The sequence below is a fragment of the Streptomyces sp. NPDC088246 genome, assembly GCF_044741025.1.
Lineage (GTDB): Bacteria > Actinomycetota > Actinomycetes > Streptomycetales > Streptomycetaceae > Streptomyces.
Genome location: NZ_JBIURV010000019.1, coordinates 152,289 through 178,342 on the forward strand (window position 1 = coordinate 152,289; position 26,054 = coordinate 178,342).

Consider the following 26,054-nt stretch of genomic DNA (forward strand, 5'->3'; position numbering starts at 1 on the left):
CCCGACCCGGTCACCCCGCCCCGGTCACCCCGCCCCGGTCACCCCGACTCGCGCCACCGATTGGTGATCGGCAGCCGCCGGTCCTTGCCGAAGCCCTTCGGGGAGATCTTCGTGCCCGGCGGGTACTGCCGCCGCTTGTACTCCGCCGTGTCCACCATCCGCAGCGTCTTCGCCACCAGCGCCTTGTCGAACCCGGCCGCGACGATTTCGTCCAGGCCCTGGTCCCGGTCGACGTACAGCTCCAGGATCCGGTCCAGTACGTCGTAGTCGGGCAGCGAGTCCGTGTCGACCTGGCCCGGGCGCAGCTCGGCGCTCGGTGGCTTGGTGATGGACGCCTCCGGGATCGGAGGGGTCTGCCCACGCTCCTCGGCAGCACGATTGCGCCACTTCGCGAGGCGGAAGATCGACGTCTTGTAGACATCCTTGATCGGGCCGTACGCCCCGACCGAGTCGCCGTACAGCGTCGAGTAGCCGACCGCCAGCTCGGACTTGTTGCCCGGCGCGAGGACGATCTGGCCCTCCTGGTTGGAGACGGCCATCAGCATCGTGCCGCGCAGCCGGGACTGGAGGTTCTCCTCGGCCAGGCCGGTGAGCCCCAGCGAGCCCATGTATGCGTCGAACATCGGCTCGATCGGTACGGTGCGGAAGTTCAGCCCGGTACGGCGGGCCAGCTCGGCCGCGTCGCCCTTGGAGTGGTCCGAGGAGTACTTCGACGGCATCGAGATGCCGTACACGTTCTGTGCGCCCAGCGCGTCGCAGGCGATGGCCGCGACCAGCGCCGAGTCGATCCCGCCGGAGAGCCCGATCAGCACACTGCTGAAGCCGTTCTTGGCGGCGTACGCACGCAGGCCCACGACCAGCGCCGAGTACAGCTCCTCGTCGTCCTCGAGCCGCTCCGCGTAACCGCCCGTCAGCTCCGTGTCGTACGCCGGAAGGGGCTCCTCGGAGAGCACCACGCGATCGATCCGCAGCCCGTCGTTCACGACACCGGACGGCGCCTCGGCCGCGGCGGCCGGCAGGTCCAGGTCGAGGACGACGCTGCCCTCGGCGAACTGCGGGGCGCGGGCGATCACGTCGCCGTTCCGGTCGACGACGATCGAGTCGCCGTCGAAGACCAGCTCGTCCTGGCCGCCGATCATCGCCAGATACGCGGTCGTGCAGCCGGCCTCCTGGGCCCGCTTGCGGACCAGTTCCAGCCGGGTGTCGTCCTTGTCCCGCTCGTACGGCGAGGCGTTGATCGACAGCAGCAGCCCGGCGCCGGCGGCCCGCGCGGCCGGCACCCGGCCGCCGTCCTGCCAGAGGTCCTCGCAGATCGCGAGTGCCACATCGACGCCGTGGACCCGCACGACCGGCATCGAGTCGCCCGGCACGAAGTACCGGAACTCGTCGAAGACACCGTAATTGGGGAGGTGGTGCTTGGCGAAGGTCAGCGCGACCTGCCCGCGGTGCAGCACCGCGGCGGCGTTCTGCGGGGCGCCGGCGGGCTGCCCGTAGCGCGGCTGGGCCGTCTCGGAGCGGTCGAGGTAACCGAGGACGACCGGCAGCTCCCCGAAGCCCTCCGCGTCGAGACGGGCGGCGAGTGCGCGCAGCGCCTGACGCGAGGCCTCGACGAAGGACGACCGCAGGGCCAGATCCTCGACGGGGTAGCCGGTCAGCATCATCTCGGGGAACGCCACCAGATGGGCGCCCTGTTCGGCGGAGTGCCGGGTCCAGTGGACGATCGCCTCGGCGTTGCCGGAGAGGTCGCCGACGGTCGAGTCGATCTGATTCAGTGCGAGGCGTAGTTGAGGCACGCGCCCCAGTGTAATCGTCTGACTGACGCGATGTCCTGGCGGGCCGCGCAATCGCGGAGCCACCCGCCAGGAACGGCTCAGTGGTGGTAGCCGAGGACCGTCATCATGCCCACGTCCGAGTGGTAGATGTTGTGGCAGTGGAGCATCCAGAGACCCGGGTTGTCCGCGTCGAACTCCACGGCGATCGAGGTGTGCGGCCGGACGATCGCGGTGTCCTTGCGCGCCCATGCGGCCTCGCGCCGGTGGGAGGCCCGGCGCTCCGGCCCCGCCGATCCCACCAGCCCGAACGAGTGTCCGTGCAGATGGATGGGATGCCACATCTCCGTGACGTTGTAGAACTCCATCCTCACCCGCTCGCCCGCCTTGACCGGATGGCGCTGCCTGGGGTTGTACGGCTTGTGGTTGAAGGCCCAGTTGTAGGCAGCCATGTTGCCGGTCAATTTGAACCGGAGGGTCCGGTCGGGCTCGCGGACGGACAGCGCCACGGATTCGTCCGGCGACAGTTCGCCCGCCTCCACCAGTTTTCCGTCCAGCTCCTTCGGCCGTACGGAGGCGGTGGGCGCCGCGCCATGTCCGGTACGGAGCAGGGCCAGCGCCGACGCCCGCTTGCCTTCGGCGAGCGCGGTCAGCGGGAACACCCCGTCCCCGGCGGTGACCACCACGTCGTACCGCTCACCCATGCCCAGCAGCAGGGCGTCCGTCGTGGTGTGCCGGACCGGGTAGCCGTCGGTGTGGGTGATCGTCATCCGGTGGCCGCCGAGTGCGACACGGAAAGCGGTGTCGCCGCCCGCGTTGATGATGCGAATCCGGATCCGGTCGCCGGGCTTGGCGGCGAAGGAGGTGGGGGCCTTCGGGATGCGCCCGTTGATCAGGTAGTGCGGGTAGTCGACATTGCCCCCGTGGCTGTCGAGCAGTTCACTGAACGAGTTCTTCATGATCCGAGAGGGGCCGGAGCGGCGCTTGGCGGACTTGGGGGAACCTCCGCGCCCGGCGCCGCCCGAATCGCTCTTGTCATCCATGCCGCTCTTGTCGCCCATGCCGTCGTGGCCCATCCCGTGGCCCATCCCGTGGTCCATGCCGCCCCGGCCCCCGCTGAGTTCGTCGAGCACCCCGTCCGGCGTGGAGCCGTCCACCCCGTCGACCCAGTCGTCGAGGACGACGACCCACTCCTTGTCGTACTTGAGGGGCTCCTTGGGGTCGTCGACGATCAGTGGCGCGTACAGACCGCGGTCCTGCTGGACGCCGGTGTGCGGATGGAACCAGTACGTTCCCGGGTGCGGCACCTTGAAGCGGTACGCGTACTCGGCGCCCTGCTTGATGGGCGGCTGGGTCAGGTCGGGTACGCCGTCCATGTTGTTGCGCACATTGAGCCCGTGCCAGTGCAGGCTGGTCGTCGCCGGAAGGTGGTTGGCGAGGGTGAGCGCCAGGGTGTCGCCGACCGCGACCCGGAGTTCCTTGCCGGGCAGCCGGCCTTCATAGGCCCAGGAGCTGACGACGAGCCCGCCGCCCAGATCGAGGCGGGACGGGGTGGCGGTGAGGTGGATCTTGTGTTCGGGGCCGGAGCCCCGCTTGGCCTCGGCCGCGGCGACCTCCGCGCCGTCGGGGGAGACGTACTCGCCCCTGGGCTTCGTGTGGGGGGCGGTCCCGTGGTTCGCACCGCTGTGGCTCGTGCCGCCGGCGTTCGCGCCGCCGGCCTTCGTACCGCTGCGTGCCGTGTCGGATTCGACGGAGCAGGCGGCCAGGACCGCCGTACCGGCAGTGGCGACAGCGGCGCCGAGCACGGCGCGTCGGGTGGGTGGAGTACGCATGGCGGAAGCACCTCGGGGTGTTGTCGGTATTTCGGTCTGCTGGGGGAGGGGGAGACACCCCTCCTATATGCACAGCACCGACAACGAAGCGAGATGGGTCCGGCCCGGCCGGGAAACCGGCCCCGCGGCCGGCGACACCCGCGCCACGACGCCCCTGAGGAGGTGAGCGATCCCGATGAGCAGCGCAACGAACAGCAACAACTGTCCGTATGTCGCACATCTGCTCAGGGTCATGTCGAGCACCCTACCCCCGCCCCGTATGCATCGCGCGCGGAAACGTATCGCCGCAGCAACACAGGGCCCGGCGGCAAGGACGCACAGCGACCCGGCACCCCTCGTGGGCAAGGGGTACCGGGCCATTGGGCTGGGTGATCGCGAGCCGGTCAGCCGGGGGCGTAGACCTTTTCCACCCAGAGGGCGATCTGCTCGTCGGAGAGGTGATGCGCCAGATCGGCTTCGCTGATCATGCCGATCAGCTTCTTGTTCTCGACCACGGGAAGCCGGCGGATCCGATGGGTCTGCATCTCCTCCAGAACCATTTCCACACCCGCCCCCGCGTCGATCCAGCGAGGGGTGCCCCGGGCGAGGTCGCCCGCGGTCATCTTCGACGGATCGTGCCCCATCGCCACACAGCCGACCACGATGTCGCGGTCCGTGAGTATGCCGATCATCCGGTCCTGTTCGCCTTCGGCCGAGATGGGCAGCGCGCCCACTTTGTGGTCGCGCATCAGCTGTGCGGCGCGGTCGAGTGTCTCGTGCGCGGGGATCCATGTGGCCCCGGTGTGCATGATGTCCTTGGCGGTGGTCATGAGGGATTCCTCCTGCGTGCCGGTGGGCATGCTGTACGACCCCGAGCGAACCCATCGTCATGGGCCCGTTCGGGGTACGCGACCGCTATCACCCGTTCGGGTGCATGTGCGGCTCGGAGGGAATCTTTCAGGACCGGGGCTTCGCACCTCGTGCCGCCAGCATCCGGGCCATCATGTCCAGCTCGGACTGCTGGGACTCGACCATTCCCCGGGCCAGCCGCTTCTCCACATTCACCGTGCACAGCCGGGTGCAGCCGCGGGCCATGTCGATGCCGCCCTTGTGGTGGTCGGTCATCAGCTGGAGGTACAGGATCTCGGCCTGCTTGCCGTTCGCCCTGCGGAGCCGGTCCAGCTCGGTCCTGGTGGCCATACCGGGCATGAGGGAGCCGTCATGGGCCCGGTAACCGGCCCCCGTGCCCGCCATCCCGTCCATTCCTTCCATGCCGTCCCTCGTGTGTCCCTCGTGCCCCGCCGCCATCCAGGCCATCGGCTCCTGCCCGGCGGCCGCCTTCGGCAGCTCCCACAGGTCCAGCCAGCCGAGCATCATGCCCCGCTGGTTGGCCTGCGTATTGGCGATGTCGTACGCGAGACGGCGTACCTCCTCGTCCTTCGTACGGTCACGCACGATGAAGGACATCTCGACGGCCTGCTGATGGTGAACCGCCATGTCGCGGGCGAAACCGGCGTCCGCCGAGTCCACCGCGGGCGTGCGCGGGGCGGGCGCGGCGGCGTGGTCCGCGCCGTCGTCCCGCGCGGAGGCGACCGTCGCCACCCCCGCGAACAGCAGCGCGAGCCCGACGGCGGAGCCCGCCACCCACTGGATGCGCCGGTCGCGTTTCACCACGGTCACCGGGCCCCCAGCCCGCCCGTGCACGCGGCACCGGGCTCGGGCGTCTGCGGCCCCTGGACGAACTTGGCGAAGAACTGGTCGACCCGCCGGTCATCGGCGCTGTCCACTGTCACCTGATTGCCCCAGGCGCTCAGCATGATCGTCCCGGCCTGGCCCTCGTACGGGCTCATCAGCGAGTACGGCGTCCTGCCGACCCGCTCGGCCAGCTTCGCCACATCGGCGTCCGAGGCCTTGTCCGTGTACGTCACCCACACCGAACCGTGCTCCAGCGAGTGCACGGCGTTCATGTCGGGGATCGGCTTTCTGTATACCTCGCCGTCGCAGTTCATCCATACGGGGTTGTGGTCACCGCCGACCGGGGGCTTCATCGGGTACGTGACGGTCTCGGTGACGTGGTTGCGGGTCAGCTTCTTCGCGTCCCACGTCTTCAGCCCCTCGATCGGCTCGGCGGCGGGCTTCTTCTGCTCCGCCGCGGACGCCTTGGCGTCCTCCGCCTGAACGGCCTTCTTCTTCTCCGACGCTTCGGACTTGTCCAGCACCATGTACGAGCCGAAGCCGACCAGGCCCACGACGACGAGGACGCTCAGGCTTATGGCCAGGACACGGTTGCGGCGCTCCCGCACACGGTCGGCGTTGCGCATCTGCTCTATGCGGGTCCTGCGGTCGAAGCTCATGTCGTCAGGTCCTTCTGCGAAGGGGCGGGGAGGGACAAGAAGCGATCGGCAAAACCGGTGCGTACCGGGCAGTTGCGAAGCCGCTCCGCCCCGTGCGCACCATGGGCGCCGATCGTAGTGGGTGGCCGGGTGCTCCATCTCACGTCGTGTGCGTAATCTGGGTGAAATCCCGGGTCGTGATACTGGAACTTCCCCCTATCCCGGGCGGTGGTGCACGGACCGTCTGAACTGCAAGGATGTGGCTATGGACAAGCAGCAGGAATTCGTCCTCAGGACGCTTGAGGAGCGCGACATCCGCTTCGTACGGCTGTGGTTCACCGATGTGCTCGGCTACCTCAAGTCCGTTGCCGTGGCCCCCGCCGAGCTGGAACAGGCGTTTGACGAGGGCATCGGCTTCGACGGCTCGGCCATCGAGGGCTTCGCCCGGGTGTACGAGTCCGACATGATCGCCAAGCCGGACCCGGGTACGTTCCAGATACTGCCGTGGCGCGCGGAGGCCCCCGGCACGGCCCGGATGTTCTGCGACATCCTGATGCCCGACGGTTCGCCGTCCTTCGCGGACCCGCGCTATGTCCTCAAGCGCATCCTCGCCAGGACCTCCGACCTGGGCTTCACCTTCTACACGCATCCGGAGATCGAGTTCTTCCTGCTGAAGGACAAGCCGGTCGACGGCAGCCGCCCCACCCCTGCCGACAGCTCCGGATACTTCGACCACACCCCGCAGAACGTCGGCATGGACTTCCGCCGCCAGGCGATCACCATGCTCGAATCGATGGGCATCTCGGTCGAGTTCAGCCACCACGAGGGCGCCCCCGGCCAGCAGGAGATCGACCTGCGGTACGCGGACGCGCTCTCCACCGCCGACAACATCATGACCTTCCGCCTGGTGATGAAGCAGGTCGCGCTGGAGCAGGGCGTGCAGGCGACGTTCATGCCGAAGCCGTTCTCCGAGTACCCCGGCTCGGGCATGCACACCCACCTCTCCCTCTTCGAGGGCGACCGCAACGCCTTCTACGAGTCGGGCGCCGAGTACCAGCTGTCCAAGGTCGGCCGCTCGTTCATCGCCGGTCTGCTCACCCACGCCGCGGAGATCTCCGCCGTGACGAACCAGTGGGTCAACTCCTACAAGCGCATCTGGGGCGGCTCCTCCCGCGCCGCGGGCGCCGGCGGCGAGGCCCCCTCGTACATCTGCTGGGGCCACAACAACCGCTCCGCGCTCATCCGTGTCCCGATGTACAAGCCCGGCAAGACCGGCTCCGCCCGCGTCGAGGTCCGCTCCATCGACTCCGGCGCCAACCCCTACCTGACGTACGCGGTGCTGCTCGCCGCGGGCCTCAAGGGCATAGAGGAGGGCTACGAACTCCCGGCCGGCGCCGACGACGACGTCTGGGCCCTGTCCGACGCCGAGCGCCGCGCGATGGGTATCGAACCCCTGCCACAGAACCTCGGCGAGGCGATCTCGCTGATGGAGAAGAGCGAACTGGTCGCCGAGACGCTCGGCGAGCACGTCTTCGACTTCTTCCTGCGCAACAAGAAGCAGGAGTGGGAGGAGTACCGCAGCGAGGTCACGGCCTTCGAGCTGAAGGCACTGCTGCCGGTGCTGTAACCGCAGGTCAGCCGCATTGCGGCGACGCAGTGACGATCCGGGCCAGAGGCGTTGTGTCTCTGGCCCTGAGTCCGTTCAATCGCCCTGGGCCGTCCGTGGGCCGTCAGGCGCGGAAGCGGTGGCGTCGTACATGCTGTCCGCGGCCTTCCGGGTGCGCCCCTCGCTGGTGGAGGCGCCCGAGGCGTCCCAGTCGATGGCACCCTCGGCGTCCGCGACGGCCTGGACCTCCTGGAGAAGCCGTTCCCAGGTCCCGTCGGCCGACCACTGCAGATGCCTCTTGTACACGGTCTTCCACGGGCCGAACCGCTCGGGCAGCTCACGCCGCCGCACACCGGTCCGCACCCGGTGCGAAACCCCGTTGATCACCTGCCGATGGTCCCTCCACCTGCCGCAACGCCCGCTGCTCACCGGCAGAAGGCCGGCTCGCCAGACGTCTTCGCTTGCAGTGAGTGGAAGTCGTCAGCCAGCGGCTTTGCCGATGATGCGATCCATCTCTTCTCGATCGAAGGCCCGCAGAGTCGTCGTACGGACGTTGCCCGCCCCGCCGAGCTGTAGGAGTGCTGCGGTAGCGGTTTCGTCGTCGGGCGCCTCGACGACGGCCACGAGGTCGTATGGACCGACGGTCCAGTAGATATTCAGCAGCTTCGCCCCGAGCTTCTGTACCTCCGCGCCGAAGGCCTCGGCACGTTGCGCGGTGTCCTTGTAATCCTGGATCCCTTGATCGGTCCAGTTCAGCAATGCGACGTACGTCAGCATGTTCTTTCACCTTCACGAGGAAACAGATCGCGAGGTCAATCCTGGACATCAGGGCTGAAGCCTGCACGAGATACGCACCCGAACGAGGTACGGGCGGCCGAGCGGTGCCGGGCAACGCTACTGACAGTCCTCCCGGTTCGGGCTCTTGTAGCTCATGAACCAGTGGCGGTCGAAGTGGCGAGCGGTCGAGTGGGGGTGCAGCGGGTCCGTGAGCATGCGGTAGATGAACTCCGCGGTCGAACCGTCGAACCGGTCCCATTTGGTACGGGCGTCGTCCGTGACGACGGTGGGCCACCGGTCAGGGGCAGAGCCCTCTGTGAGCCAGTAGAGCAACGTCCGTTGTTCGGTGCTCGCCCACTGCAGCAACCCGCCCCGAGCCGGATACAGACGGTAAGGCTCCCACGCGTCATGGCCGCCGTCCTCGGCCCATCGAGCCCAGGACTCATTGAACTCGACAATGTCGAGGCTGCCGGGCGGCCCGTCACCAACTTCAGACACCCGACTGACCGGCCAAGCGAACTGCAGCAATCGTTCCGCCTGAAGTTCGTATCGAGAGGATCGCCGGCAGCGCCCGGGGCGTGCCACTTGTGTGCGTAGAGAGGAGCCTTGCGGTCGGCGTGGCGACAGGCGTGGTCCTCCTCGGCCAGTGCTTCACCCGAGCCACGGCGGCGGAACGCGACCGGCAGTACCGCCGCCTCCAGGGACATCTCCGTCAGGTGGCCTCCCCGGCCGGGGACGCCGTCCGAGGCCGCGACTGAGGTAATGTGACCCCTCCCAACACGGGGACCGACCAAGGAGGTGAGACCCATTACCGCTGTATCAGGCTGGGTGCTCACCCCTCACGATCGCGTGGTCGACCCGACATAATCGATCGCGGAGCGCCCATCGGCTTTCCCGAAAGGCTCCGCTTCATGTCGGTTTCCGCTTCACCGCTCGCCGTTTCCTCCATCGTCACCACACTCCGCGCCGCCGGCTGCGTATTCGCCGAGGACGAGGCGGAGTTGATCGTCTCCACGGCCGCCGACCACGCCGAGCTCGCGGCCATGGTCGAACGGCGGGCCGCCGGACTGCCCCTCGAACACGTCCTCGGCTGGGCCGAGTTCAGCGGTCTTCGGATCGCCGTGGACCCCGGCGTCTTCGTACCCCGTCGCCGCACCGAGTTCCTGGTCCGGCAGGCCGCCGCACTCGCCGGGCCCGGAGCGGTCGTCGTCGACCTCTGCTGCGGTTCGGGAGCCCTCGGCACCGCGCTCGCCGCAACGCTCGACCGGATCGAACTGCACGCCGCCGACGTCGAACCCGCAGCCGTACGGTGCGCCCGCCGCAACATCGGCGACGCGGGCCGGGTGTACGAGGGCGACCTCTTCGAGCCGCTCCCCGGCTCATTGCGCGACCGGGTGGAGATTCTGCTCGCCAATGTGCCGTACGTACCGACGCAGGACGTCGAGCTACTTCCCCCGGAGGCCCGTATCCATGAGCCACGCGTCGCACTCGACGGCGGCCGGGACGGCCTCGACGTCCTGCGGCGGGTCACCGCCGAGGCCCTGAGATGGCTGGCACCGGGCGGGCATCTGCTGGTCGAGACGAGCGAACGGCAGGCGGCACGGGCCGAGGAGACCGTCGCCCGCAGCGGCCTGATCCCGCGTGTCGTCACCTCTGACGAGCTGTACGCGACCGTCATCATCGCGACCCGGCCGGAGCCGTCCGGGAACTGAGCGCGGACGGGCGCAGAGGCGGCCCGGTCCGGTCCGGCTCAGGATTCCGGCTTCCGCCGGACCACCGCCGTCCCGGCGTCCAGGTCCACCCCCATGCGGGGCGGCGCGCCGTCCAGCGCATCGTCCTTCAGGACCTGTTCCTCCACCCGGTGCTCGATCTCCACGCGCTTCGCCGAGTTGAGGAACGCGTGCAGCTCATCGGCGACCGAGGCCCCCACGCCCAGCCCATGACGAGGCGTGCGGGCCGCGAGGACACGTCGCAACCAGTCGGGCCGGCCAGTACGGACGACGGCGCAGCGGGCTGAGGCCAGCAGGAACGGCACCATCACCAGCACGGCCATCACTAGAGGCTCGACATCATCACCATGCCCGTCTCAAAGCCAGGCGCCGGGCCGCCGTTCCCGTTGCCGTACGGCGAGCCGGGGCCGCGAGGCCCCGCCGATCAGCTGAACCGCCACCGCGTCTGGCTGTACGTGGTGCCCTTGCCGAAGCCGAAGACCGTACGCGGTGACACCTCGAACACCAACGCCACATGGCCCGCGTGCCGGAACGTGCCGTCCTGGACGTCGAAGTGCCATTCGGGGCCGTACTTCGACTCCCAGGCCGCGGCCAGCCGGTTCAGCCGGTCTCCGTCCGTCACACGCTCCGCCCGGCCCTCGACCACCACGTCGATCCCCTCCGACAGGGTGTTGTCACCGGTGGTCAGTACCACTTCCGGGTTGGCGGCGAGATTCCGGCCCTTGCGTTCCGACGCGCCCGTGCTGAAGTACAGCGCGCCCTTTGACCACACCCCGATCAGTGGGGTGACATGCGGGCGGCCGTCCGGACGGACCGTGCTCAGCCAGTACATCTCCGCCCTGGTCAGAAGCTCCTTCGCCGCCGACCAGGTGCTGGCCGTCGCGCTCTCGTGGCTGTAACGGGTATCCAGCTCGGCATAGGGTTCGAATCCGGACATGCGGGCCTCCCGGTCGGGTCCTTGAAGCGATCGTGCCCCCGACGTGCGGACGGCGCACCCGCTACCAATTCATCGGTGCGGGGCTAGGCTCGGAACGCTGGAATGTGTGTGGACGGCGAGCGGGAGAGCACGGAATGACGACGGTGCCGGGGCGCAGGAGCAGTACATTCACCCGACTGCTGCGGCACGGTTTCACCGACCCCTCCGCAGCCGAGCGGCTCCTCGACCTGCCCGAGCTGTCGTCCGTACGCTCCGATCCGGTGCTGCTCGACGCCCTCGGGGCCACCGCCGATCCCGATCTGGCACTGCGCGGCGTCGTCCGGCTGGTGGAGGCCGAGGAGCCGGACGAGCGGCAGGTCCTCCTGGACACGCTCGTCACCGCCAAACCGCTGCGGGACCGGCTGCTCGGGGTGCTCGGGGCGTCCGAGGCGCTCGGTGACCATCTCGCCCGCCATCCCCGCGACTGGCATGCGCTCGTCACCTACGAGGCCACCGATCTGCACCCCGGGGTGGCCGAATTCGAGCAGGGGCTCGCCGGGGCCGACGACCCCGACTCGCTGCGCGTCGCCTACCGCCGGTGCCTGCTGGCCATAGTGGCCCGTGACGTGTGCGGTACGACGGACGTCGCCGAGGCTGCCGCCGAACTGGCCGATCTGGCCACGGCGACCCTGCGGGCGGCACTCGCCATCGCCCGTACGGCCGCACCCTCCGACGCCGCCCAGTGCCGGCTCGCCGTCATCGCGATGGGCAAGTGCGGTGGGCACGAGCTGAACTATGTCTCCGACGTCGACGTCATCTTCGTCGCGGAACCGGTCGACGGCTACGAGGAGAGCGCAGCCGTGCAGGCCGCCACCCGGCTGGCCGCGCACATGATGCGGATCTGCTCCGACACGACCGTCGAGGGCACCATCTGGCCCGTCGACGCCAACCTCCGTCCCGAGGGCCGCAACGGGCCCCTCGTACGGACGCTGTCCTCACACCTCGCGTACTACCAGCGCTGGGCCAAGACCTGGGAGTTCCAGGCGCTCCTCAAGGCCCGGCCGGTGGCAGGCGACCCCGAACTGGGCGCGGAGTACGTCGAGGCCGTCTCGCCGCTCGTATGGCAGGCCGCGGACCGCGAGAACTTCGTCGCCGACGTACAGAAGATGCGCCGCCGAGTCGTCGACAACATCCCCGCCGACCGCGTCGACCGCGAGATCAAGCTCGGTCCCGGCGGGCTGCGGGACGTCGAATTCGCCGTACAGCTGCTCCAGCTGGTGCACGGCCGCAGCGACGCCACCCTGCACAGCGGCACCACCCTGGAGGCCCTTCGGGCGCTCGCCGCGGGCGGTTATGTGGGGCGGGTGGACGCCGTGCAGCTGGACGACGCGTACCGCTTCCTGCGTGCCATGGAGCACCGGATCCAGCTCTACCGGCTGCGCCGCACCCATCTGGTCCCGGAGGGCGAGGCGGATCTGCGGCGGCTCGGGCGCTCCCTCGGGATGCGTACGGACCCGATCACCGAGCTCAACCAGGCGTGGAAGCGGCACGCCTCCGTGGTACGGCGGCTGCACGAGAAACTGTTCTACCGGCCGCTGCTCGACGCCGTCGCCCAGCTCGCGCCCGGCGAGTCCAGGCTCAGTGCGAAGGCGGCCGAGCACCGGCTCGAAGCGCTCGGATACGCCGATCCGGCCGCCGCGCTGCGGCACCTGGAGGCGCTGTCGTCCGGGGTGTCCCGCAAGGCCGCCATCCAGCGCACCCTGCTGCCGGTGCTGCTCGGCTGGTTCGCGGACTCCGCCGATCCGGACGCCGGGCTGCTCGGCTTCCGCAAGGTGTCCGACGCACTCGGCAAGACCCCCTGGTACCTGCGGCTGCTGAGGGACGAGGGCGCGGCCGCGGAGAACCTCGCCCGGGTGCTCTCGGCCGGCCGGCTCGCCCCCGACCTGCTGCTCCGTGCGCCCGAGGCGGTGGCGATCCTCGGCGATCCGCAGGGGCTGAAGCCGCGCAGCCGGGAGCATCTGGAGCAGGAGGTGCTGGCCGCGGTCGGGCGCGCGGAGGGTGCCGAATCCGCCGTCGCCGTGGTCCGCGGGGTGCGTCGGCGCGAGCTGTTCCGGACCACGGCCGCGGACCTCATCGGCTCGTACGGTACGGAGGAGAGCCCCGCCGAGGAGGACCCCGGGGCTCTCGTCGACCGGGTCGGCAAGGCTGTCACCGATCTCAACGCCGTCACGATCGCGGGAGCCTTGCGCGCCGCCGTACGCGAGCAGTGGGGGGAGACCCTCCCTACCCGGTTCGCGGTGATCGGCATGGGCCGGTTCGGCGGACACGAGCTCGGATACGGCTCCGACGCCGATGTGCTGTTCGTCCACTCACCGCGCGAGGGCGTCGACGAGCAGGAGGCGGGCCGGGCCGCGAACCAGGTGGTGTCCGAGATGCGGAGACTGCTGCAACTGCCCACCGCCGACCCGCCGTTGATCATCGACGCGGATCTGCGGCCGGAGGGCAAGAGCGGGCCGCTGGTGCGTACGCTGAGGTCGTACGAGGCCTACTACCGGCGGTGGTCGCTGGTCTGGGAGAGCCAGGCGTTGCTGCGCGCCGAGCTGATGGCCGGTGACGAGGAACTCGGCCGTGACTTCATCGAGTTGATCGATCCGCTGCGCTACCCGATGGAGGGCCTCGGGGAGGACGCGGTCCGCGAGATCCGCCGTCTGAAGGCCCGGATGGAGTCCGAACGGCTGCCGCGCGGAGCTGACCCGACCCTCCACACCAAGCTGGGGCGCGGCGGGCTGAGCGATGTCGAGTGGACGGTCCAGCTGACGCAGATGCAGCACGGCTGGGTGGAACCGGGGCTGCGGACGACCGGTACCCGCGAGGCGCTGGCCGCGGCGTGCGCGGCGGAGCTGATCTCGGGCGAGGACGCGCAGACGCTGGACGAGGCGTGGGTGCTGGCGACGCGGGTCCGCAATGCGGTGATGCTGGTGCGGGGGCGGCCGGGCGACACGTTTCCGTCGGGGCCGCGTGAACTCACGGCGGTGGGCCGGTACTTGGGGTACGAGCCGGGGCATGTCGGGGACATGCTGGACGACTACCGGCGGATTACGCGGCGGGCGCGGGCAGTGGTGGAGGAACGGTTCTACGGGGCGTGAGGGGTGGCCGCTGCGGCGCGGGGTGTGGCGGGAGCCGCCGGCGCCCGCCACGGTGCCGCCATCCGGCCCCGCGCCGCGGCGCGGGGCCGTGACCGTCCCCGGCCCCGCCACACCCACCACCACCGTCCGAGGAGTCCCACCGTGCCCGCAGCCGGTCTCCTCCTCACCGGAGCCCGTGTCCGCATCCCCGGCCCGACCCGGCCCGGCCCGAAGCCACCGCCGTGGCGGTCAAGGACGGGTTGATCACCGCCGTCGGCGACGAGGCCGAACTGCGCGAGTGGCACGGGACCGGCACGGAGAGAGTCGACCTGGCCGGGGCCACCCTCACGCCCGGCCTGGTCGATGCGTACAGCGACCCCGTCTGGGGCCTGGAGATGGCCACCGGCACGGACCTCACCGCCGTCCGCGACCTCGACCAGCTGCGCGCCGCACTCGCCGGGGCCGAACGGGCCGAGGGCTGGGTCATCGCCCAGGGCCTGGACCACAACGCATTCGGCGGCCGGCCCGTCGACCGGGCCCTCATCGAGGACAACCGGGCCGATCTGACGGCGCTCGGGGCGGACCCGGTGCTTGCCCCGGCGGACGAGGTGGGGGAGGCACCGGTGAGGGGCACGGTGTGCGGGGGGCGTGTGGTGCACAGGGGGTGAGGGGCGGGGCGGCGTGGAGGGAGTGGGCGCCTGTGGCGGGCCTGTTCCCCTGCCCGCCCCTTCCCGGCAGCATCGATATGCGGCTCCGCCCCGGACCCCGGTACCCAATCGCCGGACAGGCTGGAAGATGTCCTCAAACGCCGGACGGGCTTGAATTGCCCGCTGCCGCGTCCGTCGCCGGGCGTCGCGTCCGGTTCGGCGTGCCCGCGGACAGGCCGGCCGGCCGCGACCTCCCCCGCGGTAGCGGAACCCGCTTCGGGAGGTGGTGCGGCAGCGAGCCGTACCAGGCGTACGAGATCGCGTAACCGAAGGCCAGACACGTCATGCCCCCCAGCGCGTCCAGCCAGAAGTGGTTGGCGGTCGACACGATCACCAGCAGGGTGACCGCCGGGTAGAGCAGGCCCAGGATGCGCGCCCAGGGCGCGGAGGCCAGCGCGAAGATGGTCAGGCCGCACCAGAGCGACCAGCCGATGTGCATCGAGGGCATCGCCGCGTACTGGTTCGACATGTTCTTGAAGTTGCCCGAGGCCATCGATCCCCAGGTCTGATGGACCAGGACGGTGTCGATGAAGTGGCCGCCGTTCATCAGGCGGGGCGGTGCCAGTGGATACAAGTAGTAGCCGAGCAGTGCCACGGCCGTGGTCGCGAACAGGGCCAGACGGGCCGCCGCGTAACGGCCGGGGTGACGGTGGAACAGCCACACCAGCACACAGATGGTGACGATGAAGTGCAGTGTCGCGTAGTAGTAGTTCATCGACACGATCAGCCATGTCACGGAATTCACCGCATGGTTGACCGTCTGCTCCACGGCGATGCCCAGGTAGGTCTCGACCGACCAGATCCAGTCGGCGTTGTGCAGGGCCTCGGCCTTCTGCTCGGGGACGGCGTTGCGCACCAGCGAGTACACCCAGTAACTGGCTGCAATCAGCAGGATTTCGAACCAGATGCGCGGCCGGCGAGGGGATCGCAGGGAGCGCAGTCCCGCCGGGCCGCCGCCCTGCCACCAGGCGTTCTGCCCGGCGTTCGTCGTGAGGGCCGCCTCGTCCACGATGGGTGACGGGGTGGCCTCCGGCCGGCCTTCCTGTGACGTCACGCTCAATTCACCCATAGGCACAGAGTCTGCCAGAAATGTTTCCCCGCCCGATCATCCTCCGATCGGTTCGGGGCTGCACATCTGACTGCTGGTACTGCACCCCCCTAGGAGCGGGCGTGCGATCCTGGAACAGCTCCGGAGGCGGAGGCCGGAGCGGGCCCGGGGCCTGCGGCCGTTGAGCCGCGAACGACCAGTTCGGGCATGAAGACGAACTCGCTGTGCGGAGCCGGTGTGCCGCCGATCTCCTCCAGGAGGGTGCGCACGGCGGCCTGTCCCATTGCCGTGACCGGCTGACGGATCGTGGTCAACGGCGGATCGGTGAACGCTATGAGCGGCGAGTCGTCGAAACCGACCACCGACAGATCGCGCGGCACCTCCAGCGACAGCCGGCGGGCGGCCCTGATCGCGCCGAGCGCCATCATGTCGCTCGCGCACACCACCGCCGTGCAACCCCGCTCCATCAGCGCCGACGCGGCGGCCTGCCCGCCCTCCAGGGTGAACAGCGAGTGCTGGATCAGCTCCTCCACCTCGTCAGGGGCGAGGCCCAACTGCTCCTGCACGGTGGAACGGAAACCCTCGATCTTGCGCAGGACCGGCACGAACCGTTTGGGTCCTACCGCCAGGCCGATCCGCTGATGGCCCAGCGATACGAGATGCGTCACCGCGAGCCGCATCGCGGCCCGGTCGTCCGGCGAGATGAACGGCGCCTGCACCTTGGGCGAGAAGCCGTTGACCAGGACGAACGGGACGCCCTGGGCGCGCAGTTGCTCGTAGCGCTGCATATCGGCCGAGGTGTCGGCGTGCAGCCCGGAGACGAAGATGATGCCCGAGACACCGCGGTCGACCAGCATCTCGGTCAGCTCGTCCTCGGTGGAGCCGCCGGGGGTCTGGGTCGCCAGCACCGGGGTGTAGCCCTGCCGGGTCAGAGCCTGGCCGATGACCTGGGCCAGCGCCGGAAAGATGGGGTTCTCCAGCTCGGGCGTGATCAGCCCGACCAGTCCCGCGCTGCGCCTGCGCAGCCGTACGGGCCGTTCGTAGCCGAGAACGTCGAGCGCGGCGAGAACGGATTCACGGGTGGCCGCTGCAACACCGGGCTTGCCGTTCAGTACACGGCTGACCGTCGCTTCGCTGACCCCCGCCTGAGTTGCGATATCGGCAAGCCGTGCGGTCATGGAAGTGGACTGTACCGGGCGTATGTCGGATTGCCCACCATCCGCAGGAATCGGACGACCGTACCTGTGGGGTGGTCCGGGGTGGGATCGCGGCAACATCTTGCAAGGTCTTGCGAGCCCGGATTGCAGAGAGCAGTCAGATCATCGCACTACGGGATCGCGGGCTGTGGCCTGCCACTGCCAGGGATCGACGGCTTGCGTCAAGAGGCTTGACGGCAACCGTGAGGACACGCGAATGTAACGATCGTCTACGCTTGCAGAAATCTTCCGCAAACTCTTTCGGCGTTCTTTCATCCTTGTTACGTTCACGTCGACCCGGCGCCGCGACGGAGCGGTACGGCAGTTGAAGGAGTTCAGATGCGACGTGGCATAACGGCCACCGCCCTGGTCGCGGCCCTGGCGCTCGCGGCGACCGCCTGCGGCAGCGACAGCGAGTCCGACGGCACGAGCAAGAGCTCGGGCGAGCTCTCCGGCACGGTGACGTGGTGGGACACCTCCACCGTGGGCAGCGAGGACAAGGTCTTCAAGAAGATCGCCGAGGACTTCACCAAGCAGCACCCGAAGGTCCACGTCAAGTACGTCAACGTGCCCTTCGGCGACGCGCAGAACAAGTTCAAGAACGCGGCCCAGTCCGGCTCCGACGCCCCCGACGTCATCCGCTCCGAGGTCGCCTGGACCCCCGAGTTCGCGGACCTCAGTTACCTGGCCCCGCTCGACGGCACCGCCGCACTGAAGAACCCGGACGACTTCCTGAAGCAGGCTGCCGCGTCCACCAAGTACAACGGCAAGACGTACGCGGTGCCGCAGGTCATCGACTCCATGGGCATCTTCTACAACAAGAAGATCTTCAAGGAGGCCGGTGTCGAGGTCCCCAAGACCGTCGACGAGCTGAAGACCGTCTCCAAGAAGATCAAGGACAAGACCGGCAAGACCGGTATGTACCTGCGCGGCGACGACGCGTACTGGTTCCTCTCCTTCCTCTACGGCGAGGGCGGCGACATGGTCGACGCCTCCACCAAGTCCGTCACCATCGACAACCCCGAGGGCGTCAAGGCGATGAAGGTCGTCAAGGACCTCGTCGACTCCGGGGCGGCCAAGACCGATGCCACGGACGGCTGGGAGAACATGCAGACGTCCTTCAAGGACGGCAAGGTCGCCATGATGATCAACGGCCCGTGGGCCATCGCCGACACCTACGCCGGCAAGGAGTTCAAGGACAAGGCCAACCTGGGCATCGCCCCGGTCCCGGCCGGCTCCGCCGCGCAGGGCGCCCCGCAGGGCGGTCACAACCTGGCCGTCTACGCGGGCTCGAAGAACCTCGACGCCTCCTACGCGTTCGTCGACTACATGACGTCCGCCGACACCCAGGCCAAGGTCACCAAGGAGCTGAGCCTCCTGCCGACCCGTACCTCCGCCTACGCCAAGCAGGACGTCGTCGACAACGAGATCGTCGGCTTCTTCAAGCCCGTCGTCGAGACCGCAGTCGAGCGCCCCTGGATCCCGGAGACCGGCAGCCTCTTCGCGCCGCTCGTCACCGAGTACACCAAGGTCCTGACCGGCCAGACCACGCCGGAGAAGGCCGTCAAGACGACCGGCGACTCCTACCGCAAGCTCCTCAAGGGCTGGAAGTAACAGGAAGGCAGGCCGGCTGATGGCTGTCCACACCAGCCAGTCGGTGGCGAAGGCCGCGGGCGACGACGTCGCCCGCGGCCGGAGCCGCGGTACTGGCAACCCCCCGCCGCCGAGCAGGCTCCGGCGGGCCCTGTCGACCCACTGGTACGCGTGGACCATGGTCGCCCCGGTCGTCGTCGTGATCGGCGTGATCATCGGCTATCCGCTGGTCCGCGGCATCTACCTGTCGATGACCGACGCCAACGAGCGCAACGTCGCCCGGTCCATCGGTGTCAACCACATGCCCGCCACGTACAAGTTCGTGGGCCTGGACAACTACACCGAGGCGATCACGGGCGACCAGTTCCTCGGCACGCTCGGCTGGACCCTGGTGTGGACGGTCTCCTGTGTGGCCATCACCTTCTCTCTCGGCATGGCCCTCGCCAACATCCTCAACCGCAGGATCGCCGGCCGCTCCGCGTACCGGATGGCACTCATCCTGCCCTGGGCCATCCCCGGCTTCGTCTCCGTCTTCGCCTGGCGCTTCCTCTACAACGATGACCGCGGGCTGCTCAACAAGATCCTCTCCGGTGGCGGAATCGACGGCATACCGTGGCTGAACGACCCCACCTGGGCGAAGTTCTCCGTCATCGCCGTCAATGTCTGGCTCGGTGTGCCGTTCATGATGGTCGCCCTGCTCGGCGGACTGCAGTCGATCCCCAGCGAGCAGTACGAGGCCGCGGAGATGGACGGCGCCACCGCCTGGCAGCGGTTCCGCCACATCACGCTGCCCGGACTGCGGCCGGTCTCCACCACGGTGATCCTGCTCTCCACCATCTGGACCTTCAACATGTTCCCGGTGATCTACCTGCTGACCCGCGGCGGACCCGGTGAAGCCACCCAGATCCTGGTCACCCAGGCGTACAAGTTCTCCTTCGAGATCAGCCCGCGCGACTTCGCGCAGTCCTCCACCTGGGGCGTGCTGATCCTCGTACTCCTGCTGCTCTTCGCCGCCGTCTACCGGCGAGTCCTCCGCACACAGGGAGACGACTGGTGACCACCGCCCCCGCAACCACCGCCCCGGCGACCTCCGCGCGGCACTCCGCGCGCAAGGTCCGGCTGCGCGGCGAGCGTTCGCCGATCGCCTCGGTCGGGCTGCACCTCACGCTCATCGTCGCATCCGTGATCGCGGTCTTCCCCGTGCTGTGGGTCCTGCTCACCTCGCTGAAGCCCGCCGCGTACGCGTCCACCACGGACTTCTTCAAAGAGACCACGTTCGAGAACTACACGAACCTGATCCAGAACACGAAGTTCCTCACCTGGTTCGGCAACTCCCTGCTCATCGCGGGGCTCACCACGCTTCTCGGCGTCATCATCTCCGCCTCCACCGGCTACGCCGTCAGCCGCTTCCGCTTCCCCGGCAAGCGCGGGCTGATGTGGACCCTGCTGATCACCCAGATGTTCCCGGTCGCCGTTCTCATCGTGCCGATCTACAACATCATGGCCGGCATGGGGCTGCTGAATCAGCCCGCCGGTCTCGTCATCACCTACCTCACCATCTCGGTGCCGTTCTGTGCCTGGATGATGAAGGGCTTCTTCGACACCATCCCGCGCGAGATCGACGAGTCCGGGCAGGTCGACGGCCTCACCCCGTTCGGCACGTTCTGGCGGCTCATCCTGCCGCTCGCCAAGCCCGGCCTCGCCGTCACCGCGTTCTACTCCTTCATCACCGCGTGGGGCGAAGTGGCGTACGCCTCCGCCTTCATGGTCGGCGAGGACAACCTCACCCTCGCGGGCGGACTGCAGCTCTTCGTCAACCAGTACGGAGCCCAGTGGGGGGCGATGACCGCCGCGTCGGTGCTCATCGCGATACCCGCGGCCCTGGTCTTCCTCTTCGCCCAGCGCCATCTGGTCACCGGCATGTCCGCCGGAGCCGTCAAGGGCTGACGCGGCACGCCCCGTACGACCCGCACGCACCAAGTCACGGCGTCGCCGGAATCCCGACCCGGTCCCGGCGACGCTCCCCATCCAGACACCCCAGGGACGACATGACCCAGCACCTCGCTGCCCCCTCCACCGGCACGTCCGACGACGCTCCGGGCCACCGCACCGGCTGGTGGCAGGACGCGGTGATCTACCAGGTCTATCCGCGGAGCTTCGCCGACGGCAACGGCGACGGCATGGGCGATCTTGCAGGCGTACGGGACAGACTTCCGTACCTCAAGGACCTCGGCGTCGACGCGGTCTGGCTCAGCCCGTTCTACGCGTCCCCGCAGGCCGACGCGGGCTACGACGTCGCCGACTACCGTGCCATCGACCCGATGTTCGGCACCCTGCTGGACGCCGACGCGCTGATCCGGGACGCCCACGACCTGGGCCTGCGGATCATCGTGGACCTGGTGCCCAACCACTCCTCCGACCAGCACGAGTGGTTCAAGCGCGCACTCGCCGAAGGCCCCGGCTCCGCGCTGCGCGAGCGCTACCACTTCCGCCCCGGCAAGGGCGCGGACGGCGAACTCCCGCCCAACGACTGGGAGTCCATCTTCGGCGGCCCCGCCTGGACCCGGACCACCGACCCGGATGGCACCCTTGGCGACTGGTACCTGCACCTCTTCGCGCCCGAGCAGCCCGACTTCAACTGGGAACACCCGGCCGTCGCCGACGAGTTCCGCTCGATCCTGCGCTTCTGGCTCGACATGGGCGTCGACGGCTTCCGGGTCGACGTCGCCCACGGCCTCGTCAAGGCCGAGGGCCTGCCCGACCTCGGCACCCACGACCAGCTCAAGCTGCTCGGCAACGACGTCATGCCGTTCTTCGACCAGGACGGGGTCCATGAGATCTACCGCTCCTGGCGCACCATCCTCGACGAGTACCCCGGCGAACGCATCGCCGTCGCCGAGGCCTGGACCCCGACCGTCGAGCGCACCGCCAACTATGTGCGCCCCGACGAGATGCACCAGGCGTTCAACTTCCAGTACCTGTCCACCGCCTGGGACGCCGCCGAGCTCCGCAAGGTCATCGACAACTCGCTGGACGCGATGCGCCCGGTCGGCGCCCCCACCACCTGGGTGCTCTCCAACCACGACGTGACCCGGCACGCCACCCGGTTCGCCAACCCGCCCGGCCTCGGCACCCAGATCCGCACGGCCGGCGACCGCGAGCTGGGCCTGCGCCGGGCCCGCGCCGCCACCCTGCTGATGCTGGCGCTGCCCGGTTCCGCGTACGTCTACCAGGGTGAGGAGCTCGGCCTGCCCGACGTCACCGACCTGCCCGACGAGGCACGCCAGGACCCGTCGTTCTTCCGCGCGGAGGGCCAGGACGGCTTCCGCGACGGCTGCCGGGTGCCGATCCCGTGGACCCGCGACGGCAGCTCGTACGGCTTCGGCAGCGGCGGCAGCTGGCTGCCCCAGCCCGACAGCTGGGGCGCTCTGAGCGTCGAGGCGCAGACCGGCGACACGGGTTCCACACTGGAGCTGTACCGGGCCGCGCTCGCCGCCCGCCGGGTGCACCCGGGACTCGGCGCCGGCACCGCGGTGGAGTGGCTCCAGGCCCCCGAGGGTCTGCTGATCTTCGCCCGTCCCGGATTCGTCTGCACCGTCAACACCACAGGCCGTCCGGTACGCATCCCCGTACGCGGTACCGTCCTGCTGTCCAGCACCCCGGTCGCCGCCGACGGCGCCGAGATCGAGCTGCCCGCGGACACCACGGTGTGGTGGACGGTGTGACCGTCCCCCTGCCCAGGACCGGCGGTGCGCCGAGGCTCTCGGACATCGCCGGTCAGGCAGCGGTCAGCGAGGCGACCGTCAGCCGGGTGCTCAACGGGAAGCCGGGCGTCGCGGACACCACGCGTCAGCGGGTGCTCGCGGCGCTGGACGTCCTGGGTTACGAACGCCCCGTACGGCTGCGGCAGCGCAGCGCCGGGCTGATCGGACTGGTGACTCCCGAGCTCACCAACCCGATCTTCCCGGCGTTCGCGCAGTCCGTCGAACAGATACTGGCCGGGCACGGCTACACCCCGGTGCTCTGCACCCAGACACCTGGCGGCGCCACCGAGGACGAGCTCGTCGAGCAGCTCGTCGAACGGGGCGTCGGCGGGATCGTCTTCCTCTCCGGGCTGCACGCCGACATGTCGGCCGACCCGGCCCGGTACGCCGTGCTCACCGAGCGCGGCGTACCGTTCGTCCTGATAAACGGCTACAACGAACGGATCAGCGCCCCGTTCGTCTCACCCGACGACTCCGCCGCCGTACGGATGGCCGTCGGACACCTCGCCGATCTCGGTCACCGCAGGGTCGGCCTGGCCATCGGGCCGCAGCGCTATGTGCCGTCCCGCCGCAAACGGGAGGGCTTCTTCGAGGCCGCCGTGAACCTGCTGGGCCTGGACCGCGCCGAGGCCGAACTCCTCGTCTGCTCCGCGCTGTTCGGCGTCGAGGGCGGCCAGGTCGCGGCCGGTGCGCTGCTCGACCAGGGGTGCACCGGCATCGTCTGCGGCAGCGACCTGATGGCGCTCGGCGTGGTGCGTGCTTCCCGGGAGCGCGGGCTCGACGTGCCGCGCGATGTGTCGGTGGTCGGCTTCGACGACTCGCAGTTGATCGCGTTCACCGATCCGCCGCTGACGACGGTGCGTCAGCCCGTACAGGCGATGGCGGCGGCCGCGGTGAGCGCCCTGCTGGAGGAGATCGGCGGCAGCCCCGTGCAGCGTACGGAGTATGTGTTCCAGCCGGAGCTGGTGGTACGGGGCTCCACCGCCGCGGTCCGCGGCGTCTGAGAGCCTGTCGGGTGACCTCCGGTCGGATAGCGGACGCGGTCCGGTGCGTGCGATTCCAAGGCGGAGGAGGGAGTCGACGCGAAGGGGGTCCCCCCATGCCTTCAGCTATGGGGGAGTCGGTGACTGACGACAACGCGGGAAGCGTGCGTGCCAGGGCGTGGCCGCCCGGTCGGAGGTCACCCGACAGGCTCTGAGGCCCGGCCCGAAGGTGTCCGGGCGTACAGGAGAGGCACCGGGAGTCGGCCCTGAATGGGCCGGCGGGGAGTGAGCGACTCCGGGTGCCTCTCTTGTCCGTGACCGGCCCGGCCGGCCGGGCGCGTGGGGCCCGGGGGCACCGGAACCCCCGGCCGACCGGACCGGAGTCGGGTCAAACGTAACAGCGCTGCAATGTTTTGCGTAAGACCTTGCAGAAAGAAAACTGCTGGATTTCGTGGATGTAAGCGGGCGGTGTCCAAAGGGTTGACCGAGACCGGACGGGCTCGTACGGTCTCCACCGCGGCAAGGTTTGCATTCTTGCAGCAAGAACCTTCAGGAGCCTTGAGGGCAGGGCGCGTTGCCACGTGAGGCTGCACCGTCACCCGCATTTCCCCCACAGCAGGAGGAAACATGGCACGCAGACCACTGTCTGCAGCGCTCGCCCTGATAGCAGGCGCCGCCGCTCTCGTGGCCCCCACCACGACCGCCCAGGCCTCCACCCCGGGCGACAAGGACGTCACCGCCGTTCTCTTCGAGTGGAAGTTCGACTCCGTGGCCAGGGCGTGCACGGACTCCCTCGGCCCGGCCGGCTACGGCTACGTACAGGTCTCGCCGCCGCAGGAACACATCCAGGGCGGCCAGTGGTGGACCTCGTACCAGCCGGTCAGTTACAAGATCGCCGGACGGCTCGGCGACCGCGCCTCCTTCGCCAACATGGTCAGCACCTGCCACAGCGCGGGCGTCAAGGTCGTGGCCGACTCCGTCATCAACCACATGTCGGCGGGATCGGGCACCGGCACCGGCGGCTCCTCGTACACCAAGTACAACTACCCCGGCGTGTACTCCGCGGCCGACATGGACGACTGCACCGCGCAGATCAGCAACTACCAGGACCGGGCCAACGTCCAGAACTGTGAACTCGTCGGTCTCGCCGACCTGGACACCGGTGAGGAGTACGTCCGCGGCAGGATCGCCGGATACCTCAACGACCTGCTCTCCCTCGGCGTCGACGGCCTCCGCATCGATGCCGCCAAGCACATGCCCGCGGCCGACCTCGCCAACATCAAGTCGCGGCTGAGCAACCCCGGCGTCTACTGGAAGCAGGAGGCGATCTACGGCGCGGGCGAGGCGGTCTCGCCCGACGAGTACACCGGTACGGGGGACGTCCAGGAGTTCCGCTACGCCCGCAGCCTCAAGCAGGTCTTCAGCAACGAGAACCTCGCCTACCTGAAGAACTTCGGCGAGGGCTGGGGCTTCATGCCGTCGTCGAAGGCCGCGGTCTTCGTCGACAACCACGACACCGAGCGCGGCGGCGACACACTGAACTACAAGGACGGTGCCAACTACACCCTCGCCAGTGTCTTCATGCTGGCGTGGCCGTACGGCTCGCCCGACGTCCACTCCGGCTACGAGTGGACCGACAAGGACGCCGGTCCGCCTGGCGGCGGCACGGTGAACGCCTGTTACAGCGACGGCTGGAAGTGCCAGCACGCCTGGCGCGAGATCTCCTCCATGGTCGGCTTCCGCAACACCGCGCGCGGGGAGGCCGTCACCAACTGGTGGGACAACGGCGGCGACCAGATCGCGTTCGGCCGCGGCTCCAAGGCGTATGTCGCGATCAACCAGGAGGGCTCCTCGCTGACCCGTACGTTCCAGACGTCGCTGCCCGCCGGTGACTACTGCGACATCCAGTCCGGCAACGGCGTCACCGTCAACGGCTCCGGCCGGTTCACCGCGACGCTCGGCGCGAACACCGCTGTCGCGCTGCAGGTGAACGCGCGTACCTGCACCGGCAGTGGCACCACCGACCCCGGCGCGGGTACCTCCGGCGCCTCCTTCGGTGTCAACGCGACCACCCAGCTCGGCCAGAACATCTACGTCACCGGGAACCAGTCCGCGCTCGGCAACTGGAACACGGGCAGCGCGCTCAAGCTCGACCCGGCCACGTACCCGGTCTGGAATCTGGACGTGAGCATGCCCGCCGGTACGTCGTTCGAGTACAAGTACGTCCGCAAGGACGCGAGCGGCGCCGTCACGTGGGAGAGCGGCGCCAACCGTACGGCGACGGTGCCGTCGTCGGGCAAGGTGTCGCTGACGAGCGACGTCTGGCGAAGCTGAGCCCGGCGGCCGGGCCGGGGCGGCTGACCATGTCGTCCCGGTCCGGGGGCTGAACCGGGGGTCGGTGCCGCATCGGGGCGTCTCCTCGGGTGCCGCAGACTCCCCGACACCGTGGCGAACCGTCCTATTACTGCGTCACCCTGCGGGGATCGCCCCGACACGTCTCCTCCCGGCGCGCCGTCCGACAGGACGTGGTCGCCCCGGCACGGAGGCCTATTGGCACCCCGGGGCGGGGGTGTACCAGGGCGGTCCCCGCAGGACGACGCAGTAATTGCACCGTTCCCCTGCGGTGTCGGGGAGTCTGCGGCGTCCGAGGAGACGCCCTGGTGGACCCCCGGCCCCCGCTCCACCCCACAAGACCG

The 26,054-nt window shown here is 69.2% G+C and carries 22 protein-coding genes and 1 pseudogene; 11 read left to right on the plus strand and 12 right to left on the minus strand.

Annotation, left to right across the window (positions count from 1 at the left end; genetic code table 11):
- Positions 1-38 precede the first annotated feature (38 nt).
- The 5 genes from ACIPEK_RS25635 to ACIPEK_RS25655 all read right to left on the minus strand — a co-directional run bounded on the left by ACIPEK_RS25635 (position 39) and on the right by ACIPEK_RS25655 (position 5,934).
- Positions 39-1,793: an NAD+ synthase gene (locus ACIPEK_RS25635; RefSeq protein WP_402000259.1), complete on the minus strand. Its 1,755-nt coding sequence runs from the start codon at positions 1,791-1,793 to the stop codon at positions 39-41.
- Between the two features lie 77 nt (positions 1,794-1,870).
- On the minus strand, positions 1,871-3,601 hold the full coding sequence (locus ACIPEK_RS25640) for a multicopper oxidase family protein (RefSeq protein WP_402000262.1): 1,731 nt from the start codon (positions 3,599-3,601) through the stop codon (positions 1,871-1,873).
- A gap of 383 nt (positions 3,602-3,984) precedes the next feature.
- The gene (locus ACIPEK_RS25645) at positions 3,985-4,410 is read right to left on the minus strand and encodes a CBS domain-containing protein (RefSeq protein WP_114244212.1); all 426 of its coding nucleotides are present in this window, start codon (positions 4,408-4,410) and stop codon (positions 3,985-3,987) included.
- A 127-nt stretch (positions 4,411-4,537) separates the two neighbouring features.
- Positions 4,538-5,254 carry a DUF305 domain-containing protein gene (locus ACIPEK_RS25650; protein WP_402000348.1) on the minus strand — a complete coding sequence of 239 codons (717 nt, stop codon included), beginning with the start codon at positions 5,252-5,254 and terminating at the stop codon, positions 4,538-4,540.
- A gap of 2 nt (positions 5,255-5,256) precedes the next feature.
- Positions 5,257-5,934 (minus strand): DUF3105 domain-containing protein, encoded by a 678-nt coding sequence (locus tag ACIPEK_RS25655; protein ID WP_402000265.1) that lies wholly within the window; start codon positions 5,932-5,934, stop codon positions 5,257-5,259.
- A 244-nt stretch (positions 5,935-6,178) separates the two neighbouring features.
- Between ACIPEK_RS25655 and glnA the strand changes: the two genes are divergently transcribed.
- On the plus strand, positions 6,179-7,540 hold the full coding sequence (gene glnA, locus ACIPEK_RS25660; RefSeq protein ID WP_383069414.1) for a type I glutamate--ammonia ligase: 1,362 nt from the start codon (positions 6,179-6,181) through the stop codon (positions 7,538-7,540).
- 75 nt (positions 7,541-7,615) lie between these two features.
- On the opposite strand, the gene ACIPEK_RS25665 is transcribed toward glnA, so the two are convergent.
- From ACIPEK_RS25665 to ACIPEK_RS25675, 3 genes are all read right to left on the minus strand, one after another.
- On the minus strand, positions 7,616-7,948 hold the full coding sequence (locus ACIPEK_RS25665; RefSeq protein ID WP_402000268.1) for a transposase: 333 nt from the start codon (positions 7,946-7,948) through the stop codon (positions 7,616-7,618).
- Positions 7,949-7,999: 51 nt separating this feature from the next.
- Positions 8,000-8,296: a GYD domain-containing protein gene (locus ACIPEK_RS25670; protein WP_402000271.1), complete on the minus strand. Its 297-nt coding sequence runs from the start codon at positions 8,294-8,296 to the stop codon at positions 8,000-8,002.
- A 117-nt stretch (positions 8,297-8,413) separates the two neighbouring features.
- On the minus strand, positions 8,414-8,794 hold the full coding sequence (locus tag ACIPEK_RS25675) for a hypothetical protein (RefSeq protein ID WP_402000273.1): 381 nt from the start codon (positions 8,792-8,794) through the stop codon (positions 8,414-8,416).
- Between the two features lie 119 nt (positions 8,795-8,913).
- On the opposite strand from ACIPEK_RS25675, the gene ACIPEK_RS25680 reads away from it, so the two are divergent.
- The gene (locus ACIPEK_RS25680; RefSeq protein ID WP_402000276.1) at positions 8,914-9,054 is read left to right on the plus strand and encodes a hypothetical protein; all 141 of its coding nucleotides are present in this window, start codon (positions 8,914-8,916) and stop codon (positions 9,052-9,054) included.
- Between the two features lie 153 nt (positions 9,055-9,207).
- A complete protein-coding gene (locus ACIPEK_RS25685; RefSeq protein ID WP_402000279.1) occupies positions 9,208-10,008 on the plus strand; it encodes a putative protein N(5)-glutamine methyltransferase in 801 nt (266 codons plus the stop codon).
- A gap of 38 nt (positions 10,009-10,046) precedes the next feature.
- On the opposite strand, the gene ACIPEK_RS25690 is transcribed toward ACIPEK_RS25685, so the two are convergent.
- Positions 10,047-10,349, minus strand: a complete 303-nt coding sequence (locus ACIPEK_RS25690; protein ID WP_402000282.1) for a DUF6191 domain-containing protein — start codon at positions 10,347-10,349, stop codon at positions 10,047-10,049.
- 101 nt (positions 10,350-10,450) lie between these two features.
- Entirely contained in the window at positions 10,451-10,963 is a 513-nt protein-coding gene (locus ACIPEK_RS25695) for a pyridoxamine 5'-phosphate oxidase family protein (RefSeq protein ID WP_402000285.1), read from the minus strand.
- A gap of 134 nt (positions 10,964-11,097) precedes the next feature.
- On the opposite strand from ACIPEK_RS25695, the gene ACIPEK_RS25700 reads away from it, so the two are divergent.
- Entirely contained in the window at positions 11,098-14,088 is a 2,991-nt protein-coding gene (locus tag ACIPEK_RS25700) for a bifunctional [glutamine synthetase] adenylyltransferase/[glutamine synthetase]-adenylyl-L-tyrosine phosphorylase (RefSeq protein WP_402000288.1), read from the plus strand.
- Between the two features lie 141 nt (positions 14,089-14,229).
- A pseudogene (locus tag ACIPEK_RS25705) lies at positions 14,230-14,618 on the plus strand (amidohydrolase); the annotation flags it as partial.
- Between the two features lie 250 nt (positions 14,619-14,868).
- Here the strand turns inward: ACIPEK_RS25705 and ACIPEK_RS25710 are convergent.
- Both ACIPEK_RS25710 and ACIPEK_RS25715 read right to left on the minus strand, forming a co-directional pair.
- Positions 14,869-15,783: a phosphatase PAP2 family protein gene (locus tag ACIPEK_RS25710; RefSeq protein WP_402000351.1), complete on the minus strand. Its 915-nt coding sequence runs from the start codon at positions 15,781-15,783 to the stop codon at positions 14,869-14,871.
- Between the two features lie 149 nt (positions 15,784-15,932).
- Positions 15,933-17,000 (minus strand): LacI family DNA-binding transcriptional regulator, encoded by a 1,068-nt coding sequence (locus ACIPEK_RS25715; protein ID WP_402000291.1) that lies wholly within the window; start codon positions 16,998-17,000, stop codon positions 15,933-15,935.
- Between the two features lie 357 nt (positions 17,001-17,357).
- On the opposite strand from ACIPEK_RS25715, the gene ACIPEK_RS25720 reads away from it, so the two are divergent.
- From ACIPEK_RS25720 to ACIPEK_RS25745, 6 genes are all read left to right on the plus strand, one after another.
- Positions 17,358-18,632, plus strand: coding sequence for an extracellular solute-binding protein (locus ACIPEK_RS25720; protein ID WP_402000294.1), 1,275 nt, complete (start codon positions 17,358-17,360; stop codon positions 18,630-18,632).
- A 19-nt stretch (positions 18,633-18,651) separates the two neighbouring features.
- Complete coding sequence (locus ACIPEK_RS25725; protein WP_402000297.1) at positions 18,652-19,668, plus strand: carbohydrate ABC transporter permease; 1,017 nt, start codon at positions 18,652-18,654, stop codon at positions 19,666-19,668.
- Positions 19,665-20,558: a sugar ABC transporter permease gene (locus ACIPEK_RS25730; RefSeq protein ID WP_402000300.1), complete on the plus strand. Its 894-nt coding sequence runs from the start codon at positions 19,665-19,667 to the stop codon at positions 20,556-20,558. Before ACIPEK_RS25725 ends, ACIPEK_RS25730 begins: the two co-directional genes overlap by 4 nt.
- 101 nt (positions 20,559-20,659) lie before the next feature.
- Positions 20,660-22,336, plus strand: a complete 1,677-nt coding sequence (locus ACIPEK_RS25735) for a glycoside hydrolase family 13 protein (protein ID WP_402000303.1) — start codon at positions 20,660-20,662, stop codon at positions 22,334-22,336.
- A complete protein-coding gene (locus ACIPEK_RS25740; protein ID WP_383069388.1) occupies positions 22,321-23,379 on the plus strand; it encodes a LacI family DNA-binding transcriptional regulator in 1,059 nt (352 codons plus the stop codon). Before ACIPEK_RS25735 ends, ACIPEK_RS25740 begins: the two co-directional genes overlap by 16 nt.
- A gap of 606 nt (positions 23,380-23,985) precedes the next feature.
- On the plus strand, positions 23,986-25,692 hold the full coding sequence (locus ACIPEK_RS25745) for a carbohydrate-binding module family 20 domain-containing protein (protein WP_402000306.1): 1,707 nt from the start codon (positions 23,986-23,988) through the stop codon (positions 25,690-25,692).
- The last annotated feature ends 362 nt before the right edge of the window (positions 25,693-26,054 follow it).